Annotated in this window: 15 protein-coding genes and 3 pseudogenes; 8 read left to right on the forward strand and 10 right to left on the reverse strand. The window is 71.7% G+C overall.

The window, feature by feature from the left end; genetic code table 11:
* Nucleotides 1-75 precede the first annotated feature (75 nt).
* Nucleotides 76-1,677 carry a tetratricopeptide repeat protein gene (locus AAFF41_RS19780; protein WP_343324351.1) on the forward strand — a complete coding sequence of 534 codons (1,602 nt, stop codon included), beginning with the start codon at nt 76-78 and terminating at the stop codon, nt 1,675-1,677.
* A 139-nt stretch (nt 1,678-1,816) separates the two neighbouring features.
* Here AAFF41_RS19780 and hppD read toward each other — a convergent pair whose 3' ends face one another.
* Nucleotides 1,817-2,962: a 4-hydroxyphenylpyruvate dioxygenase gene (gene hppD / locus AAFF41_RS19785; RefSeq protein ID WP_319747652.1), complete on the reverse strand. Its 1,146-nt coding sequence runs from the start codon at nt 2,960-2,962 to the stop codon at nt 1,817-1,819.
* A 123-nt stretch (nt 2,963-3,085) separates the two neighbouring features.
* On the opposite strand from hppD, the gene AAFF41_RS19790 reads away from it, so the two are divergent.
* A complete protein-coding gene (locus AAFF41_RS19790; protein ID WP_319747649.1) occupies nt 3,086-3,556 on the forward strand; it encodes an Lrp/AsnC family transcriptional regulator in 471 nt (156 codons plus the stop codon).
* Nucleotides 3,557-3,576: 20 nt separating this feature from the next.
* Nucleotides 3,577-3,759 (forward strand): annotated as a pseudogene (locus AAFF41_RS19795) (ABC transporter permease); the annotation flags it as partial.
* Here the strand turns inward: AAFF41_RS19795 and AAFF41_RS19800 are convergent.
* Nucleotides 3,757-3,870, reverse strand: a pseudogene (locus tag AAFF41_RS19800) (ABC transporter permease); the annotation flags it as partial. The pseudogenes AAFF41_RS19795 and AAFF41_RS19800 overlap by 3 nt on opposite strands.
* On the opposite strand from AAFF41_RS19800, the pseudogene AAFF41_RS19805 reads away from it, so the two are divergent.
* From AAFF41_RS19805 to AAFF41_RS19815, 3 genes and pseudogenes are all read left to right on the forward strand, one after another.
* Nucleotides 3,868-4,029, forward strand: a pseudogene (locus AAFF41_RS19805) (glycine betaine ABC transporter substrate-binding protein); the annotation flags it as partial. The pseudogenes AAFF41_RS19800 and AAFF41_RS19805 overlap by 3 nt on opposite strands.
* 77 nt (nt 4,030-4,106) lie before the next feature.
* A complete protein-coding gene (locus AAFF41_RS19810) occupies nt 4,107-4,709 on the forward strand; it encodes an ArsR/SmtB family transcription factor (RefSeq protein WP_319747647.1) in 603 nt (200 codons plus the stop codon).
* Nucleotides 4,706-4,894 (forward strand): hypothetical protein, encoded by a 189-nt coding sequence (locus tag AAFF41_RS19815; RefSeq protein ID WP_319747645.1) that lies wholly within the window; start codon nt 4,706-4,708, stop codon nt 4,892-4,894. Before AAFF41_RS19810 ends, AAFF41_RS19815 begins: the two co-directional genes overlap by 4 nt.
* A gap of 266 nt (nt 4,895-5,160) precedes the next feature.
* On the opposite strand, the gene AAFF41_RS19820 is transcribed toward AAFF41_RS19815, so the two are convergent.
* Genes AAFF41_RS19820 through AAFF41_RS19830 form a run of 3 tightly spaced genes read right to left on the reverse strand, consistent with a single transcriptional unit; the run spans nt 5,161 to nt 7,856 of the window.
* Nucleotides 5,161-5,949, reverse strand: a complete 789-nt coding sequence (locus tag AAFF41_RS19820; RefSeq protein ID WP_319747643.1) for a YlbL family protein — start codon at nt 5,947-5,949, stop codon at nt 5,161-5,163.
* Nucleotides 5,950-5,964: 15 nt separating this feature from the next.
* Entirely contained in the window at nt 5,965-7,086 is a 1,122-nt protein-coding gene (gene menC / locus AAFF41_RS19825) for an o-succinylbenzoate synthase (protein ID WP_319747641.1), read from the reverse strand.
* Nucleotides 7,083-7,856, reverse strand: a complete 774-nt coding sequence (locus tag AAFF41_RS19830) for a chorismate synthase (protein ID WP_319747639.1) — start codon at nt 7,854-7,856, stop codon at nt 7,083-7,085. Before AAFF41_RS19830 ends, menC begins: the two co-directional genes overlap by 4 nt.
* Before the next feature lie 157 nt (nt 7,857-8,013).
* Here AAFF41_RS19830 and AAFF41_RS19835 point away from each other — a divergent pair, with 157 nt between their 5' ends.
* Nucleotides 8,014-9,609, forward strand: a complete 1,596-nt coding sequence (locus AAFF41_RS19835; RefSeq protein WP_319747637.1) for a PucR family transcriptional regulator — start codon at nt 8,014-8,016, stop codon at nt 9,607-9,609.
* Nucleotides 9,610-9,630: 21 nt separating this feature from the next.
* On the opposite strand, the gene AAFF41_RS19840 is transcribed toward AAFF41_RS19835, so the two are convergent.
* The gene (locus AAFF41_RS19840) at nt 9,631-10,134 is read right to left on the reverse strand and encodes a MarR family winged helix-turn-helix transcriptional regulator (protein WP_343324352.1); all 504 of its coding nucleotides are present in this window, start codon (nt 10,132-10,134) and stop codon (nt 9,631-9,633) included.
* Nucleotides 10,135-10,228: 94 nt separating this feature from the next.
* On the opposite strand from AAFF41_RS19840, the gene AAFF41_RS19845 reads away from it, so the two are divergent.
* A complete protein-coding gene (locus AAFF41_RS19845; protein ID WP_319747631.1) occupies nt 10,229-11,050 on the forward strand; it encodes an alpha/beta fold hydrolase in 822 nt (273 codons plus the stop codon).
* On the opposite strand, the gene dapE is transcribed toward AAFF41_RS19845, so the two are convergent.
* The 4 genes from dapE to AAFF41_RS19865 form a co-directional block, all read right to left on the reverse strand.
* A complete protein-coding gene (gene dapE / locus AAFF41_RS19850; RefSeq protein ID WP_319747629.1) occupies nt 11,031-12,119 on the reverse strand; it encodes a succinyl-diaminopimelate desuccinylase in 1,089 nt (362 codons plus the stop codon). The genes AAFF41_RS19845 and dapE overlap by 20 nt on opposite strands.
* Nucleotides 12,116-13,618 carry an amino acid permease gene (locus tag AAFF41_RS19855; protein ID WP_319747626.1) on the reverse strand — a complete coding sequence of 501 codons (1,503 nt, stop codon included), beginning with the start codon at nt 13,616-13,618 and terminating at the stop codon, nt 12,116-12,118. Before AAFF41_RS19855 ends, dapE begins: the two co-directional genes overlap by 4 nt.
* A gap of 204 nt (nt 13,619-13,822) precedes the next feature.
* Nucleotides 13,823-14,467 carry an IclR family transcriptional regulator gene (locus tag AAFF41_RS19860; protein ID WP_054229670.1) on the reverse strand — a complete coding sequence of 215 codons (645 nt, stop codon included), beginning with the start codon at nt 14,465-14,467 and terminating at the stop codon, nt 13,823-13,825.
* Nucleotides 14,468-14,894: 427 nt separating this feature from the next.
* Nucleotides 14,895-16,694: a DEAD/DEAH box helicase gene (locus AAFF41_RS19865; protein WP_319748024.1), complete on the reverse strand. Its 1,800-nt coding sequence runs from the start codon at nt 16,692-16,694 to the stop codon at nt 14,895-14,897.
* Nucleotides 16,695-16,712: the final 18 nt, after the last annotated feature.

The raw sequence follows: 16,712 nt of genomic DNA on the forward strand, positions 1-16,712 counted from the left end.
CATCGGTGTGAACCCCATCCGCGCGGGGCTTGGCGTGCCGGGGTGTGGTCTTCGTATTGACGCACAGTGAGCGGCATGGAGATCGAAGAGCGACAGCCGGTGCTCACGGGGCTCGCGCCCCAGGGGCCCTCCGGGCGGCGTCCCTCCGTCGCCAAGCATGTGCTGATCGGCCTGGTGGCGGGGTCTGTCGTCCTCGGCGGGGTGCTGGTGCTGCTGCCCCCGCATCGGCGGACCGCGGCACCGCCGTCGTCGGGTCCGGCGGCACGCGCGGCGACGGCGGTGGTCGCCGGGGTGCCCGCCGCGCTGCCCGATCTGATGGCGCTCATCGGTGACCACGAGGCCCAGGTGCGCGCCCATCCGCGCGACGAGCGGTCGTGGGCGGTGCTCGGCGCGGCGTACGTGGAGCAGGGGCGGCGGACGGCCGCATCCGCGTACTTCCCGAAGGCCGAGCAGGCGCTGCGCACGTCGCTGGAGACGAAACCGAAGGGGAACCCGACGGCGCTGGAGGGGCTGGCCGCGCTCGCCAACGCCCGCAACGACTTCCGGACCGGGCGGAAGTGGGCCGAGGAGGCGCTGAAGCTGGCGCCGAAGCGGTGGACGGCGTATCCGCTGCTGATCGACTCCTGCAGCGGCCTCGGTGACTACAAGGCGAGCCGCAGCGCGCTGGAGAAGCTCCAGGGGCTGCACCACGGGCCGCCGGTGCTGGCCGAGGCCGCCCAGGTGTACTGGGACCGCGGCTGGCGCGAGGACGCGGTGGCCTCCCTCGCGGACGCGGCGGCGGCCGCCACCGCTCCGGCCGAGCGGGCGACGTGGCTGGCGCAGACGGGCCGGCTCGCCTGGGAGCGTGGGGACCGCGAGGAGTCGCTGCGCTACTACGAGGCCGCGCTTCGCATCGACCCCGACCAGTACGGCGCGCTCGCCGGACAAGGGCGTGCGCTGGCAGCACTCGGGCGCAGCGCGGAGGCGCTGCGCGCGTACCGGACGGCGCTCGCCCAGGAGCCCGATCCGCGGTACGCGCTGGAGCTGGGCGAGCTGTACGAGACGCTGGGGGTGCGCGACGCGGCACAGACGCAGTACGCCCTGCTGCGGGAGCGGGTGCGCACCGACGCCGCGGCCGGTGTCGACGACGAACTGGTCCTCGGGCTGTTCGAGGCGGACCACGGCGATCCGGAGGACGCGGTGCGCCGGCTGCGCGAGGAGTGGGCGCGCCAGCCCGGGGTCGCCGTCGCGGACGCGCTGGGGTGGGCGCTGCACCGGGCGGAGAAGGACGAGGAGGCACTGAAGTTCGCGACGCAGGCGACGGACAAGACGAAGGGCGGCGGCGTCCGCAGCGCGCTGTACGTCTACCACCGGGGGCAGATCGAACGCGAGCTGGGCCTGCTCGCGCCCGCGCGCCGCCACCTCGCGGAGTCCCTCCAGATCAACCCGTACTTCTCCCCCGTCCTCGCCCCCCAGGCCCGGCACGACCTGGCCGCCCTCGGCGAGCCGCCCGCGGAGCCGCCGCCCGAGCCGAAGGACGAGACCCCGGCGGAAACGGAGGGCGCGGCGGGGCCGCCGGGCACTCCCGTGAATCCGGCGAACCCGGTGGCTCCGCGGGCGACCCGTCAACCCAGGCCACACCCATCGGCGCCGGCACCGGCACCGGCACCGGCACCGCAGCGTTCGGCGTCACGCTGACGGGCGACCGATAGCTGGCGACAGACGTCGGCTGACGGATGACGGATGACGGATGACGGATGACGGATGACGGATGACAGATGACGGATGACGGATGACGGATGACAGATGACGGATGACAGATATCCGCAGATGATTCCTACAGGTTGCCGCGCTTTTCCTGCTCCCGCTCGATCGCCTCGAAGAGCGCCTTGAAGTTGCCCTTGCCGAAGCCCATCGAGCCGTGCCGCTCGATGATCTCGAAGAAGACGGTCGGCCGGTCCTGGACCGGCTTGGTGAAGATCTGGAGCAGATAGCCGTCCTCGTCGCGGTCGGCGAGGATCTTGAGCTCGCGCAGGGTGTCGACGGGGACCCGGGTGTCGCCGACCCACTCGCCGAGGGTGTCGTAGTACGAGTCGGGCGTGTCCAGGAACTGGACCCCGGCCGCGCGCATGGTGCGTACGGTCTGCACGATGTCGTTGGTGTTCAGCGCGATGTGCTGGACGCCCGCGCCGCCGTAGAACTCCAGGTACTCGTCGATCTGGGACTTCTTCTTGGCGATGGCGGGCTCGTTGATCGGGAACTTGACCTTGAGCGTGCCGTCGGCGACGACCTTCGACATCAGCGCGCTGTACTCGGTCGCGATGTCGTCGCCCACGAACTCCTTCATGTTCGTGAAGCCCATGACCTTGTTGTAGAAGCCGACCCATTCGTTCATGCGGCCGAGTTCGACGTTGCCGACGCAGTGGTCGATGGCCTGGAAGGTGCGGTGGGCGGGCGGTTCGACGATCGGGGCGGCGGCGGTGAACCCGGGGAGGTACGGGCCGTCGTAGCCGGTGCGTTCGACGAGCGTGTGCCGGGTCTCGCCGTACGTGGCGATCGCGGCGAGGACGACCGTGCCGTGCTCGTCCTTGAGCTCGTAGGGCTCGGCGAGCGGGCGGGCGCCGTGCTCGACGGCGTACGCGAACGCGGCGCGCGCGTCCGGGACCTCGATGGCGAGGTCGACGACCCCGTCGCCGTGCGCGGCCACGTGCTCGGCCAGGAAGTGGCCCCAGGTGGTGGTGGGCTTGATGACGGAGGTGAGGACGAAGCGTGCCGAGCCGTTCTCGAGGACGTACGACGCCGTCTCGCGGCTGCCGTTCTCCGGTCCGGAGTAGGCGACGAGCCGCATGCCGAAGGCCGTGGAGTAGTAGTGCGCGGCCTGCTTGGCGTTGCCGACGGCGAAGACGACCGCGTCCATTCCCTTGACCGGGAAGGGGTCTGCCTGCCGGGCGGTGTCGGGAGTGAGGTGTGTGGTCTGCGTCATGGCCGCAGACTCTCTCCGTTCCACAAGGTGCGCAATAGTTTGCGGGAGAGCTGGACAATGTGCTCAGCAAAACGTCCACCTGAGCGGGCGTTCTGTACATGATGACCACCCCGGGAGGGCGGCATGGCGATCGATCACCTGGACGGCCGACTCATCGTGCTGTTGGCCGAGGAGCCGCGCATCGGCGTGCTGGAGATGTCCCGGCGGCTCGGGGTCGCGCGCGGCACCGTGCAGGCCCGGCTGGACCGCCTTCAATCGAATGGAGTCATCCGGGGATTCGGTCCGCAGGTGGACCCGGCCGCGCTCGGCTACCCCGTCACGGCCTTCGCGACGCTGCAGATCAGGCAGGGACAAGGCACCGACGTACGGGCGCACTTGGCGACCGTCCCCGAGGTGCTGGAGCTGCACACGACCACCGGCAGCGGCGACATGCTGTGCCGCCTGGTGGCCCGCTCGAACGCCGATCTCCAACGTGTGATCGACCGGGTCGTCGGTTTTGATGGCATCGTCCGGGCCTCCACGGCGATCGTCATGGAGAACCCCGTTCCGCTGCGGATCATCCCGCTGGTGGAGCAGGCGGCGACCGAGCGCTGACCGAGGAGCCGGGAGGTGGCGTGAACTTCTGGCGGTACCTGAGCAGCCGCCATCAGCAGCTGCTCACGGACGCGTACCAGCACACCAGCGTGGTCTTCCAGTGCATGGTCGTCGCGACACTCATCGGTGTGGTGATCGGCGTCGTCACCTATCACAGCGACTGGGCGGGCGGCGTCGCCACGACCACCACCTCCACCATCGTTCCTGCTGCCCAGGGACGCGAGGCCGCGGAAGATCTCGTTGCCGAGGCCGGGGCCGGAGGCGTACGCCGCGATCGCCGCGATGCCCATCAGCATCTGCGTGGAGACCCGGAGAGGTACCCGGCGAGCGCCCAGGTCCTGGACCCGATCACCAAGAAGCTCGACAACGACGTGGCCCAGACCCTGAACTCCAAGGTGGACGTCGACGGGCAGGATCCGCATCAGGTGGCGCTGGACTGGAGGAAGCAGGAGGGGTTCGTCAAGGGAGGGTGAGCGGGGCGACGGCTTCCAAAGAAGTGGTTGCAAAGAAACCCTTGCAACTACTTCTTTGCAACGTTACCTTTGGATGCATGGAAGAGTCCCAGGATCCCCAGGTCCGCAATCTCGACGCCCGCTCGCTGCGCGGGCTCGCACATCCCTTGCGCATGCAGCTCCTGGACGCTCTGCGCTTCGGCGGTCCGGCCACCGCGTCCCAGCTCGCCGAGAAGCTGGGCGAGTCGAGCGGTGCCACCAGCTATCACCTGCGACAACTCGCCGCCCACGGCTTCGTCGAGGACGCCCCGGAGCGGGGCAAGGGGCGAGAGCGGTGGTGGAAGGCGGCCCACCGGGGCCTGAGGTTCGACGACTCTCTGCTCACGGACACCGACCCGGTCGTGCGCGGGGCCGCCGACATGTACCTCCACGAGGTCGCGACCGCGCAGACCCGGGACCTGTCGACCTGGCTGGGCAACCGGGCCCAGTGGCCGGAGGAATGGGCCCGCGTCTGGGACATGAGCAGCGCGACGCTACGGCTGACCCCTGAACTCACCCGCGAACTCGTCGAGAAGATGCACGCGCTCGTCGACAGCTACCGCGACCTGGCCGCCACCGAGGACGACGCCGAGGCCGCACAGGTCCGCTTCCACACCCACGCCTTCCCCCTCACGCAGGACCGAACGGAGACGCACCCATGACGCACGCCGAAACCCACCTCGTCCTGCACCACACCCGCGCCGCCGAGCTCCGGGCCCAGGCCGAGACCCACCGCCTGGCCGCCTCCGCCCGGCGCCCCGGTGAACTGCGGACGCGCCTCGGCTGGACCCTCGTGGAGGTCGGCCTGCGGCTCGCCGCCGCGCCCCGCGTCGCCGTCGCGCACTGACACGGCCCGCCGGCTGGGGCCTGTCCGGTCGATCAAGTCGCAGAAAAGCGGCGGGGCCTCGGCAGTGCCGGTGAGCGGGGTCGGGTGCGTGCAGCCGCAAGGCGGAGGAGGGAAGCGACGCGAGGGGGGTCCCCCTGTTCAGCGAAGCCGAGAACTTGGGGGAGTCGTTGGCCGACTGCAACGCCGCTGGGGTACCCCCTGCTCGAAGCAGCTTGGAGGAGTGCGTGCCAGACCCCGCGCCTGCGGCATGATCGGCCGGACAGGCCCTAGCAGCTGGGGACCGAGCCCTTCTCCTTCTGCAGGGACACCAGCGCGTCGACCGCGCCCTTGAGCGTGGTCACCGGAACCAGTCGCAGCCCCTTGGGCAGTTCCGACTTGGCGTCCGAGCACTCCGCCTTCGGGACCAGGAAGACCGTCGCGCCGTCGCGCCGGGCGGCCTGCGTCTTCAGGGCGACCCCGCCGACCGCGCCGACCTTGCCGTCGGCGTCGATCGTCCCCGTACCCGCGACGTTGCGACCGCCCGTGAGGTCGCCGCCACTGCCGTCGCCGTCCAGCTTGTCGATGATCCCGAGCGTGAAGAGCAGTCCGGCGCTGGGCCCGCCGACGTCGGCCAGCTTGAGCGTGACCTTGACGTCGTTCTTCTCGTGCAGATAGGACAGGGCCGCTTTGGTGGCCGTGTCCTGGGACTGCTTCATCTGGTCGGCGTTGTGCTGCTCGATCTCCTTGACGGAGTTCCCGCTCGGGTAGACCGAGTCGCGCGGCATCACGGCCCGGTCCGTACGGAACCAGCCGTCGATCACGTCACCCAGGCTGACGCTCGCGTCCGGCCCGGTCGCCTCGATCGTCGTCATCCGCAGCTGCCCGTTCGTCTTCCGGGTGGGCGCTCCGCTGATCGTGATCACGGGGTCGCCCTTGTTCTCGCCCAGGACGTTCGCCGTCATGCCGGGCTGCGCCACGGAGAACGGCAGCGGCGCGAACGCCGCCGTGGCGAGCAGGGCCACGACGGGAACGGCGCAGACGGTGATGGCCTGGAGGCGCGTGAGGCGAGAGAGCACAGGATCAATCTAACGTCACCGCTCGGCGCGGCCTCCGTACAGGTCCCGCCGGGCGGTGGTGAAGCGGCGCAGCGCCTCCGGCAGCGGCTCGGTCCCGATGCCGGGGGTGCGCGGCACCGGCAGATGACCGTTCTGAAGGACGAAGGGCTCGGTGATGTCCTCGGCGAAGTAGCGGCTGGAGGCGGAGGTGTCACCGGGGAGGGTGAAGCCCGGCAGGGCCGCCAGGGCCAGGTTCGGGGCCCGGCCGATGCCCGTCTCCAGCATGCCGCCGCACCAGACCGGTACCCCGTGCGCGTGGGCGACGTCGTGGATGCGGCGCGCCTCCAGGTAGCCGCCGACCCGGGCGGGCTTCACGTTGACCACCCGGCAGGCGTCCATGGCGATCGCGGAGGCGGTGTCGCGGGCGCTGTGCAGGGACTCGTCGAGGCAGACCGGGGTGGCGATGCGCCGCTGGAGCCGTGCGTGCGCGTGGAGGTTGTTCTCCTCCAGCGGTTCCTCGATGAGCAGCAGTCCGAACGCGTCGAGCCGGCGCAGGTGCTCGGCGTCCGCGAGCGAGTACGCCGTGTTGGCGTCCACCTGGAGCGGCAGGGCGTCCCCGAAGCGCTCGCGCACGGCCCGTACGGGCTCCAGGTCCCAGCCGGGTTCGATCTTCAGCTTGATCCTGACGTACCCCTCGGCGAGGTAGCGCTCGACGTCGTCGAGGAGTGCCGGGACGGAGTCCTTGATGCCGACCGACACCCCGGCGGGCACGCGGTCGCGGACGGCTCCGAGCCAGGTCGCGAGCGACACGCCGTAGGCACGCAGCTCGGCGTCGAGGACGGCCGTCTCCAGGGCCGCCTTGGCCAGCTCGTGCCCCTTGATCTTCGCCGTCGCGGGGGCGAGCGCCGCGGCCGTGAGGTGCGGGAGGGCGGCCACGCGCGGCAGCAGGAAGTCGCGGAGCACGATCTCGGCGCCGGCCACGAACTCCGAGCAGTACAGCGGCTCGGGGTCGGCGGCGAACTCCGACCAGCCCTCGGCCGCGTCCGTGACGACATGCAGGAGAAAGGTGTCCTTCGTCGTCATGGTCCCGAAGGAGGTACGGAAGGGGGTGACGAGGGGCAGCGCGATGTGGACGACTTCGACGCGTTCGAGTTTCATGCGGCGCCTTCCGTGGCGGGGCGGGTGAGGGTGTACCAGCCGTCGCGGGACATCCCGGTGGCGACGTACCCCTCGGCGAAGGCCTCCGTGAAGACCGCGCGGACGGCGTGGCGCCAGCGCAGCGCGAGCGTCGGGTCGGCGGCGCGCAACTTGACGATGTCGTCCGGGACCCGGCACCAGATGTGCCGGTCGGAGGTGTCGCGGCGGGCGAGGAAGGCGTCGTCGGGTGCGAGGTGGGTGGCGGGCGCGGCGTCACGGTCACCCGTCTCCTGGGGCGTGCGGGGCGCGGTCAGCTCCCACGTCACCGTCAGCCGGTCGCTCTCGTCCCCGTCGTTCACCCCGTCCGCCATGGGCCCGTAGAAGTCGACCAGGTACTCCGTGCCGGTGGCCCCCAGCTTGACCAGGTTGAAGCGGGCGTTGCGGCCGACCAGCGGATCGAAGGTCCAGCGCATGGTGCGGGCGCCGCGTTCCATGGCCCAGCCACGCTGGGCCTGCTTCACGGCGTACCCGAGCCCGCGATCGGCCGCGGCGACCAGGGAGTACGTGTCCTGCCGCCCCGGCTGCCCGAACACGGCGACGGCGGCTCCGGCCAGCCGTGTCCCGTCGTACGCGGCATGCACCGCGCCCCCGGCGTGCACCAGGCTGTGCAGCACCTCCGCCGGATAGGGCGGGCTGCTGCGGGGCATCTGCCAGACGTCGCTGAAGAGGTCGGCCACCGCGGCGATCCCGGCGACGTCGTGAACGGTACGGATGCTCACTTCTTCGGTCATGGAACCGAGTGTCGAAGCTCGTGGCGGCGCCCGCGTTGTACATCAGGACAACACGTGCGTACGTTCCTGATGAGATCGGCCAACCACGCCCGGCCGAGACCGGCAGACCATCCTTGTCATCCCCATCACCATCCCCATCCCCTCGGGAAGGAGCCGCGTGGACGCCTGTACCCTCGGCGACCTGCTGGACGTCGTCGGCGGCCCCTCCGTACGACTGCAGACCGCGCCCGCCGGGCTCGCCGTGCCCGTCACCGAGGCGCTGCTGTACGACGCCCACGCGCCGCTGACCCGTGCGCCCGGGGCGCTGCTGCTCGCGGTCGGGGTGCGGGCGTCCGCGGCGGGGCCGCTGGCGCGGGCGGCGGCGGAGGCGGGGATGAGCGGGCTGGTCGTACGCGGACCGGACGGCCCGCTCGCGGAGGCGGAGTCGGCGGGTGTGGCCCTGCTGTCCGTGGACGAGGACGCCGCATGGCACCACGTACATCTGCTGCTGGCCTCCGCGATCGGCGCCCGGCCGTCGGCCGCCGGGAGCGGTCTGGGGGACCTGTTCGCGCTGGCCGACGCGGTGGCCGCGGCCGTCGGTGGCGCCACCGCGATCGAGGACCCTCGGCAGCGGATCCTCGCCTACTCGACGGTTGCGGGACAGCCGGTCGACGAGGACCGCCGCACGGGCATCCTCGGCCTCCAGGTGCCCGGGAGCCCCGCCAACTCGGAGCAGTACCGGGTGCTGTTCGCGGCCGAGGGCGTGGTCCGGCTGCCCGCGCTGGCGGGCAGCGACAACCTGCCGCGGCTCGCCGTCGCCGTGCGGGCCGGCGGCGAGACCCTCGGCTCGCTCTGGGTCGTCGACGACGGCGGCCTCGCGCCGGACGCCGAGGAGGCCCTCACCCAGGGCGCGTCCACGGCGGCGCTGCTCCTGCTGCGGGCCCGCGCCGCGCAGGAGCTGGCCCGCCACCAGAACGGCGACCTGCTGCGCCGCCTGCTCGACGGCACCGCCGATCCGGCGGGCGCCGCCCACCGCCTGGGCATGGGCCTCGGCCCGGACGGAAACCCGGCGCCCGTGCGCGTGGCGGCCTTCGTCCTGGACTCCAGCGTCTCGGCGGCGGACGTCGAACAGACCGCGCTACGGCTCCTGGACCTCGTACGCCTGCAGTGCGAGGCGCGCTACGGGCGGCACGCGGTCGTCCTCGTCGACGGGGTCGTGTACGCGCTGCTGCCGGCGCCCGGGGAGCGTGGCGGAGCGCCCCGGAGGCGAACAAACAGCCACAGAGGGCTGGCGGAGGACATCGTCGCGCGGGCCGGGCAGGCGTTGCGGGTGCCCGTGCGGGCCGGGCTGGGGGATGTGGTCGGCGGGCTCGCGGAGGTGCGGGCCTCCCGGGACGACGCCGACCTCGTCCTGCGGGTCCTGGGCCCCGAGTTGCCGGTGGCGACGGTGGAGGAGGTGAGGCCGCGCGTCACCCTGCTGCGGCTGACCGAAGTCCTGGGTGAGCGGCGGGAGTTGAGTGTGGGCGGGTGGCGGCGGGTCCTCGCGCACGACGCCGAGCACGGCACCGAGTACGCGCGCACCCTCGTCGCCTGGCTGGACGCGGGCTGCGACATGGCGGGCGCGGCGCGGCTGCTCGCCGTGCACGCCAACACCTGCCGCTACCGCCTCCGGCAGGCCCAACACCAGCTCGGCATCGACCTCGACGATCCCGACGAACGGCTGGTGCTGTGGCTCCAGTTGAGGACGCTGGGCGGGCTCGGCAGCCGCCGCTGAGCCGCCCTTCGGGTCCGGCCGTCAGTTGACGTCCACGTCCTCGAAGACCTCCAGCATGCGCGTCAGCACCCGTACGCACCTCTCCACGTCCGCGCCGGTGAGGTCGCCGCCCACCCGCTTCAGCAGCGCGCTCTCGCGGGTGATCACCGCGTCGATGGCCGTACGACCGTCGTCGGTCAGCCGGATCAGCGAGGACCGCTGGTGCGCGGGGTTGACGACGGCCTCGACCAGGCCGTGGGCCGCCGCCTCGTTGACCATCCGCTGCACGAACTGACGGCTGAGCGCCTGCGCGCGCCCCATCTGGGGGACCGTCAGGGGCCCCTGCGCGCGCAGGAGATCCAGGACGGCGCGCACGCCGATGGACAGGCCTTCGATCGGCTCGTTCAGCTCGACCTTGCGGCTCACGCGCCGGTACAGGGGCCCCAGCACGGCGAACACCTCGTAGAGGCGGGGGGCGAGGTCGTCGGGCGGGAGCGGCTTTGGGTCGTCGGGCTTGCCGGTGCCGGGCTTGCTGGTGTGGGTCACGGAAACAGGATGACACCTTGGTTGCCAAGTCGGAGCCAACATGACACCTTAGTTGTCATAGCTGATGCCTCTCGGATACCTCTCAGGAGTGGTCATGACCGATGCCGCACAGGTGTTCATGTTCGAGTCCGCCGACGGTCCGCTCGCCTACCGCGACGTCGGCACCGGTCCCCCGCTGGTGCTGCTGCACGGCGGCTTCACCGACCACCGCATGTGGGACGACCTGGTGCCGCTCCTCGCGGCCGACCACCGGGTGATCGCGCCCGACGCCCGCGGCCACGGCCGGTCCGCCAACGCGACGAAGCCCTTCCGTCCCACCGACGACCTCGCCGCCCTCCTGCGCCACCTCGGCACGGGTCCCGCGGTCCTCGTCGGAATGTCGATGGGCGGCGCCACCGCGGTCGACACCACGCTGGAGCACCCGGACCTCGTCCGCGCGCTCGTCGTCAGCGGCGCCGGGATCGCCGACCCGCAGGACATCGACGCCTGGACCCTGGACATCCAGAACAGCTGGAACGGCACCCTGGCGGCCGGCGACATCGACGGCTGGGTCGACATCTTCGCCTCGGCCGTGGCCGGCCCGCATCGCACGCTCGACGAGGTGGACCCGGAGGTCGTACGGCGGGTACGGGAAATGGCGCGGGGGACCATTTCCAAGCACACACCCGACGAACCCGACCGGTCCGTCCCCGTGACCGACATCGCGGCGCGCGCCAAGAGCATCACGGTCCCCGTCCTGGCCATCAACGGCGCCCTGGACGCGGCCGGTCTGATCGCGATGGCCGACCGGCTCGTCGACGCCGTCGCCGACGGCCGCACCGCCACCGTCGAGGGCACCGCCCACTACGCCAACATGGAACAGCCCCGCGTGTTCACCGAGTTCCTGCTGGAGTGGCTCAGCGGCCTGCCCGCCTGAGCCACCGCGCCAGCCGCTCCTCGCACGCCCGCAGCTGCGCCACGGGGACGTACTCCCCCGCCGTGTGGGCGAGGACCGGATCGCCGGGGCCGTAGTTGAGGGCGGGCGTGCCGAGGGCGGCGAAACGGGCCACGTCCGTCCAGCCCAGCTTCGGACGGGGCGTGGCCCCCAGCACGCGGACGAGCGAGGCGACCGCGTGCCGGTCGAGCCCGGGCGGCGCGCCCGGCACGACCTCCGTGACGTCGACCTCGTACTCGTCCTCGGGGAAGAGATCCCGTACGTACTTCTCCGCCTCCTCCGCCGAACGGCTCGGAGCGAAACGGGAGTTGACGGTGATCACGCACTCGTCGGGGACGACGTTGCCCGCGACTCCGGCGCGTACGGCGACGGCGTTCAGCCCCTCCCGGTACTCCAGGCCGTCGATCACGACCCGCTCCGGGGCGTGGTCGGCGAGGCGCTGGAGGACGGCCCCGGCGCGGTGCGCGGCGTTCACCCCCCGCCAGGCGCGCGCGGTGTGCGCGCGCTCGCCGCGGACCGTGATGTCGGCCATCAGCACGCCCTGGCAGCCCGCCTCGACCCCGGCGTCGGACGGCTCCATGAGGATCGCGAGGTCGGCGTTCAGCAACTCCGGCCGTACGGCGGCGATCCGGCCGAGCCCGTTGCGGTCGCCCTCGACCTCCTCGCACTCGTAGAAGACGTACGTGAGGTCGCGGGTGGGCTCGGGGACCGTCGCCGCCAGCCGGAGTGCGACGGCGACTCCGCCCTTCATGTCGCAGGCGCCGAGCCCGTACAGGAGGTCGCCCCGCAGGAGGGACGGCAGGTTCCCGGCGGCGGGCACGGTGTCCAGGTGGCCCGCGATCAGGATCCGTTCGGGGTGGCCGAGGTCGGTGCGGGCGACCACCGAGTTGCCGATCCGCTCCACGGTGAGGTGCGGGAGGGTGGCGAGGGCCGCCTCGACGGCGTCCGCGAGCGGGGCCTCCTCGCCGCTCTCGGAGGGGAGGTCGACGAGGGCGCGGGTGAGGGCGACGACGTCGGCGGTGAGATCGAGGGGGTGGCCGAGGGTGCTCACGCCGTTTCCTTGTCGCCGAGCTTGTCGCCGGAGCCGACCTTGCCGCCGGAGCCGAGTCTGTCGCCGAGCTTGGAGTGCTTGATCCCGTACAGCCAGTAGATCACCAGGCCGACGGCCATCCACGCGCCGAACGCGGCCCAGGTGTCCGGCCCCAGGCTGAACAGCATGGAGACGCAGAAGCCCACACCCAGGATCGGCGTCACCGGCGAGAAGGGCACCCGGAAGGAGCGGGGTGCCTCCGGGCTGCGGCGGCGCAGCAGGACGACCGCCAGGTTGACCAGCATGAAGGCGAAGAGCGTGCCGATGCTGGTGGCGTCGGCGAGCGCGCCCAGCGGGACGAGCGCGGCGAGCACGGCGATGAAGGTGGAGACGATGACCGTGTTGGCGCGCGGCACCCCGGTGGTGGGGTGCACCTTGGAGAACAGCGGCGGCACGAGCCCGTCCCTCGACATCGCGAAGAGGATGCGGATCTGCCCGTACTGGACGGTGAGCACGACACTCGTGGTGGCGACGACCGCTCCGACGGACAGCAGGATCGGCCACAGGCTGCCGCCGCCGACGGACTGCACGAGCACCTCGCTCAGCGTGGCCTCCGTGCCCGCGAACCTCTTCCACGGCATCGCGCCGAGCGCGGCGACCGCGACGAGGACGTACAGGGCGGTGACGAGGACGAGGGAGAGGATGATCGCGCGGGGCAGGTCGCGCTGCGGGTTCTTCGCCTCCTCCCCCGCCGTCGAGGCGGCGTCGAAGCCGATGTAGGAGAAGAAGAGCGAGGCGGCGCCCGCGCTCATGCCGGCGGTGCCGAGCGGGAAGAGGGGCGTGAAGTTCCCGGCGCGGAAGGCGGTGAAGGCGACCGCGCAGAACATCACCAGGGCGGCGATCTTCACGCCGACCATGACGGTGTTGGCGACGGCGCTCTCCTTCGCTCCGCGCAGCAGCACGACCATGGCGAGGACGACGATGGCGGCGGCGGGGATGTTGAGGACACCGCCGGCGCCGGGCGGCGCGCTGAGCGTGTCGGGGAGGGTGACCCCGACGGTCAGGTCGAGCAGTTCGTTGACGTACTGCCCCCAGCCCACCGCGACGGCGGCCACGGACACCCCGTACTCCAGGATCAGACACCAGCCGCACACCCAGGCGACGAGCTCGCCGAGGGTGGCGTACGCGTAGCTGTAGGAGGAGCCGGAGCCCGGGATCATGCCGGCCAGTTCGGCGTACGACAGCGCGGAGAACAGCGCGGTCACACCGGCCAGGACGAACGACACGACGATGGCGGGACCGGCCTCGGGCACCGCCTGGCCGAGGACCACGAAGATCCCGGTGCCGAGCGTGGCGCCCACGCTGAGCAGGGTGAGCTGCCCGACGCCCATCGTCCGCCTGAGCGGGCTCCCGGAGGCCTCGGCGACCAACGACCCGATGTCCTGACGCCGGGTCAGCCGAGCCGCCCGTCCGCCTCCTCGGCCGACGTCCGGCCGTGTACGTACCGTCTCCGTCTCCACGCCTTGTCTCCCTGCGCCGTTCACCGATCCGCCTTCAGTGCCCTGATCATGCGGAGGGCGGGGCGGCGGACGGTGGGAGCATCGGCCAGAGATGGCGGGGACGGTTTGGCGGGTCGGCCAAAGCCAGGGAGTGACTGGAAACAAGAGCCGTCAGCGCAACGGAGTACGGGGCGTCACCTCAGCACCGTGCGGGCCCCCGGGGGCTCAGCGCAGCGCGTCCGCGACCTCCCGCGCCGCGTCCACGACCCTCGGCCCCACCCGTTCCGGCACGGAGTCCGCGAGCATGACGACACCGACGCTGCCCTCGACCCCGGTCACCCCTATCAGGGGAGCGGCGGCCCCGCTCGCGCCCGCCTCCAACTCACCGTGCGTGAGCGTGTATCCCGGGGCGTCCGCCGGTCCGGGCTGCCGGGCGGCGAGGATCGCGCGGCCCGCGGCGCCCCGGTCCAGCGGATGACGGAACCCGGCGCGGTAGGCGACGTGATAGTCCGTCCACGTCGGCTCCACGACGGCGACGGCAAGCGCCTCGGTGCCGTCGACGAGCGTCAGATGGGCCGTGGCCCCTATGTCCTCGGCCAGCGCGCGCAGCGCCGGCAGCGCGGCCTCCCGTACCAGCGGATGCACCTGACGCCCCAGCCGCAGCACCCCCAGCCCGACCCGGGCGCGACCGCCCAGATCCCGGCGTACGAGCGCGTGCTGTTCCAGCGTGGCGAGCAGGCGGTACACAACGGTCCGGTTGACGCCCAGTTTGTTCGAGAGCTCGGTGACGGTCAGCCCGTGGTCCGTGTCGGCGAGCAGCTTGAGGACACGCAGTCCCCGGTCGAGCGTCTGAGAGGTCTCCGCGGTCACGACGCCCACTCCTTAGTGGTGAGGTCGGCGGCCCCTCGCGGCGGTTGCGTCTCCGAGTCCCGTCGGCGACGCGCTTCAGAGGCCGCCGTCGGCTGACGACCCGGGCTCTTCCCGGGCGGAGTCGCTACACGGCTGCGCTCCGCGGCGGCGCTGCCACGGGGCGTGTGCGTAGCGGGACAGTAGCGAGCCGGTTCGCTCAGCGGAAGTCTCCGTCCAGAATCCGGTCATGACCTGGTACGGACTCTTCCCCTTTGCGGAGCCTTTGTCCTCGTACGTACAGCGCACACGCACAAGAACGCGCCCCTGAAAGGGGCGCGGGGCGCCGCCATGCGGCTCCGCCGCGTGGGCGCGACCAGCCACCGCCGATCCGCAGCCGAAACACAACAAGCACCCCCCGCACCACGACCGCCCCGGCACAGCGCCGGCGTCACCGCATACGGGTGGCCCACTCCTGCACCTTGGCGATCCGCTGCCGCAGCTGACCCGCCGTCGCCTCCGCGCTCGGCGGACCCCCGCACACGCGGCGCAGTTCGGTGTGGATCACGCCGTGCGGCTTGCCGCTCTGGTGGACGTACGCGCCGACCATGGTGTTGAGCTGCTTGCGCAGCTCCAGCATCTCCCTGTGCGAGACCACGGGCCGCCGCTCGGCGGGCAGTTCGAGGAGGTCGGCCTCCTCGTCGGGCTTCTTGCGGCTGTGCGCGATCTGCCGCGCCTGCCGCTTCTGGAGCAACAGCTGCACCTGGTCGGGTTCGAGCAGCCCCGGAATCCCGAGGTAGTCCTGCTCCTCCTCGCTCCCCGGGTGGGCCTGCATCCCGAACTCGGCGCCGTCGTACAGCACTCGGTCGAAGACGGCCTCGGACTCCAGCGCCTCGAAGGAGAACTGCTCCTGCTCGCCGGTGTCCTCGTCCTGCTCCCGGTTCGCCTCGTCCATCTCCTGCTCGGACTCGGCGTACGGGTCCTCCTCGCCCTCCTTCTTCGGCTTGTCGAGGACGTGGTCGCGCTCGACCTCCATCTCGTTGGCGAAGCCGAGGAGGTCGGGGACGGTCGGGAGGAAGACGGAGGCGGTCTCGCCGCGCCGCCGGGACCGTACGAAACGGCCGACGGCCTGCGCGAAGAAGAGGGGCGTGGAGATGGTGGTGGCGTACACGCCGACGGCGAGCCGCGGCACGTCGACGCCCTCGGACACCATGCGGACGGCGACCATCCACCGGTCCTCGCTGTGGCTGAACTCGTCGATCCTGTTGGACGCTCCGGTGTCGTCGGACAGGACGAGGGTCGCCTTCGTCCCGGTGATCTCACGGATGAGCTTGGCGTACGCGCGCGCGGAGTCCTGGTCGGAGGCGATGACCAGCGCACCCGCGTCCGGGATGCCCTTCCTGACCTCGGTCAGCCGCTGGTCGGCGGCGCGCAGCACACTGGGCATCCACTCGCCGCGCGGGTCGAGCGCGGTGCGCCAGGCCTGCGAGATGGCGTCCTTGGTCATCGGCTCGCCGAGCCGGGCCGCGATCTCGTCCCCCGCCTTCGTGCGCCACCGCATGTTGCCGCTGTAGGAGAGGAAGATGACGGGCCGCACGACGCCGTCCCCCAGCGCGGACCCGTACCCGTAGGTGTAGTCGGCGGAAGACCGCCGAATCCCGTCGTTTCCCTCTTCATACGTGACAAAGGGAATGGGATTGGTGTCGGACCGGAAGGGCGTACCGGTGAGCGCGAGCCGCCGCGTGGCGGGCTCGAACGCTTCGAGGCAGGCCTCGCCCCAGGACTTCGAGTCACCGGCGTGGTGGATCTCGTCGAGGATGACGAGGGTCTTGCGCTGCTCGACGCGATTGCGGTGGAGCATGGGCCGCACGCCCACACCCGCGTACGTCACGGCGACGCCCTGGTACTCCTTGCTGAGCGGACCGGCGCTGTACTCGGGATCCAGCTTGATCCCGATCCGCGCGGCGGCCTCCGCCCACTGCTTCTTCAGGTGCTCGGTCGGCGCGACCACGGTCACCTGCTGCACGACGTGGTGGTGCAGCAGCCAGGACGCGAGCGTCAGCGCGAACGTCGTCTTGCCGGCGCCGGGCGTGGCGACGGCCAGGAAGTCGCGGGGCTGGTCCTGGATGTACTTCTCCAGCGCCCCCTGCTGCCAGGCACGCAGCTTGCTGGCGGTACCCCAGGGGGCGCGGCCGGGGAAGGCGGGTGAGAGGTGGTGCGAGGTGGATGCGCTGGCGGCGGTGGTAGTCACGGTCTCCGTGGTGGGGTC

It is taken from the genome of Streptomyces mirabilis (assembly GCF_039503195.1).
Classification (GTDB): Bacteria; Actinomycetota; Actinomycetes; order Streptomycetales; family Streptomycetaceae; genus Streptomyces; species Streptomyces mirabilis_D.